At 60.4% G+C, this 1,347-nt stretch carries 2 protein-coding genes; both read left to right on the top strand.

The window, feature by feature from the left end; all coding sequences use genetic code 11:
* Positions 1-773 (top strand): enoyl-ACP reductase FabI (gene fabI, locus A2I95_RS38465; RefSeq protein ID WP_291737661.1); only part of this gene is annotated, 773 nt, incomplete at its 5' end.
* A gap of 73 nt (positions 774-846) precedes the next feature.
* Positions 847-1,347 (top strand): xanthine phosphoribosyltransferase (gene gpt / locus A2I95_RS38460; protein ID WP_027259012.1); only part of this gene is annotated, 501 nt, incomplete at its 3' end.

The following is a 1,347-nucleotide window of genomic DNA, read 5'->3' as shown; positions in this document are numbered from 1 at the left end:
GCCTTATCATGGGCCTGGCCAATGATAAATCCATCGCTTGGGGGATTGCCAAGGCCTGCGCCGATGCCGGCGCCGAGCTTGCCTTTTCTTATCAGGGCGACGCACTGAAAAAGCGGGTCGACCCGCTGGCAGCGCAGCTGGGCAGCGATATCGTGCTGCCGTGCGACGTCTCGGACGAGGCGTCGATTGATGCCCTGTTTGCCGGGCTGGAAGCCAAATGGGGCAAGCTGGACTTTGTTGTCCACGCCATCGGCTTTTCCGACAAGAACGAATTGCGCGGCCGCTATGTCGACACCAGCCGCAGCAATTTCCAAATGACCATGGACATCTCGGTCTTCTCGTTCACCGCGGTGGCAAACCGCGCCGAGAAGATGATGAGTGACGGCGGCTCGCTGCTGACCCTGACCTATTACGGTGCCGAGCAGGTGATGCCGCATTATAATGTGATGGGTGTGGCCAAGGCAGCGCTGGAAGCGTCGGTCAAATACCTGGCCGAGGATCTGGGCAAAGACGGTATCCGCGTCAACGCGATCTCGGCCGGCCCGATCAAGACCCTGGCCGCCTCCGGCATCGGTGATTTCCGCTACATTATGAAGTGGAACGAATACAATTCGCCGCTGCGCCGCAACGTGACCATTGATGACGTCGGCAAATCCGCGCTTTATCTGCTGTCCGATCTCAGCTCGGGCGTGACCGGAGAGAACCTGCATGTGGATGCCGGCTATCACGTGGTGGGCATGAAGGCGGTGGATGCGCCGGATATCTCCAAGTAACTGAATACAGAGAGAAACCCAGGGGCATCCTGGGTTTCTGCAAGCTGACGCGACTTCGCGGGGAGCAAGTAACATGACCGATCGTCTGCCGCACGAAAAAGGCTTTCACATCAGCTGGGACCAGATCCACCGCGACAGCCGTGCCCTGGCCTGGCGGCTGGACGGGCAAGGCCCTGACAATGGCGCCTGGCGCGCCGTGGTGGCGATCACCCGCGGCGGCATGGCGCCGGCGATGATTGTCAGCCGCGAGCTGGACATCCGCACCGTTGACACCATCTCGGTGCGGTCCTACCACCATCAATCCCAAGGCGAAGCCGAAGTGCTGAAGGCACCGGATGCCGATCTGATGGGGGATGGCGAAGGCATCCTGATCATCGACGATCTGGTCGACAGCGGCAAAACCCTGGATCTGGTGCGCCAGCTGTACCCCAAGGCGCATTTTGCCACCGTCTATGCCAAGCCCAAGGGGCGGCCCATGGTGGACACCTTCATCACCGAAGTCAGCCAGGACACCTGGATTTTCTTCCCCTGGGATATGGCGCTGCAATATGTGGAGCCCTACCGCGGCAAAGAC

Source organism: Leisingera sp. F5 (genome assembly GCF_001593695.1).
The sequence above is the reverse complement of the archived record's forward strand: the minus strand, read 5'-3'. Positions and strand labels throughout refer to the sequence as shown.